The organism is Burkholderia sp. LMU1-1-1.1 (assembly GCF_040675865.1).
GTDB lineage: Bacteria > Pseudomonadota > Gammaproteobacteria > Burkholderiales > Burkholderiaceae_D > Rugamonas.
The window spans coordinates 1-499 of record NZ_JBEGHG010000048.1 but is presented as its reverse complement, the minus strand read 5'-3'; the positions used below and the strand labels follow the sequence as shown (position 1 = coordinate 499).

At 74.7% G+C, this 499-nt stretch carries 1 protein-coding gene; it reads right to left on the bottom strand.

Annotation, left to right across the window (positions count from 1 at the left end):
• On the bottom strand, positions 1–499 hold a 499-nt coding region (locus tag MRBLMU1_RS25495), incomplete at both ends, for an Ig-like domain-containing protein (protein ID WP_363507634.1).

The window sequence follows — 499 nt, the reverse complement described above, 5'->3', positions numbered from 1 at the left end:
ACGGTCCAGACGCCGTCGGCGTTGGCCACGCCGCTGCCGACCAGGGTGGCGCCGTCGTACAGCTTGACGGTGGCGCCGGCTTCGGCGCTGCCGGTGAGGGTCGGCGTGGCATCCTTGGTCAGCTTGTCGGCGTCGGACACGCCCGTGTCGGACGCGGCGTCGAGCACCGGGGCGCCCGGGGCGCCCGGCGCGGCGCGGTCGATGGTCACCACCAGCGGCGCCGACGGCGCCGAGATGTTGCCGGCCAGGTCGACGGTGCGGGCCGTCAGCGTGTGCGCGCCGTCGGCCAGCGCGGCGCTGGCGATGCTCCAGACCCCGGTGCTGGCGTCGCTGGTGGCGCTGCCGACCAGGGTGTCGCCGTCATACAGCTGCACGGTGATGCCGGCCTCCGCGCTGCCGGTGATGGTGGGCGTGGCGCTGTTGGTGATGTTGTCCGTGGCCGAGACGCCGCTGTCGGTGGTGAGATCGAGTCCGGTGGGCGCGGCCTGCGCCGTGGCGT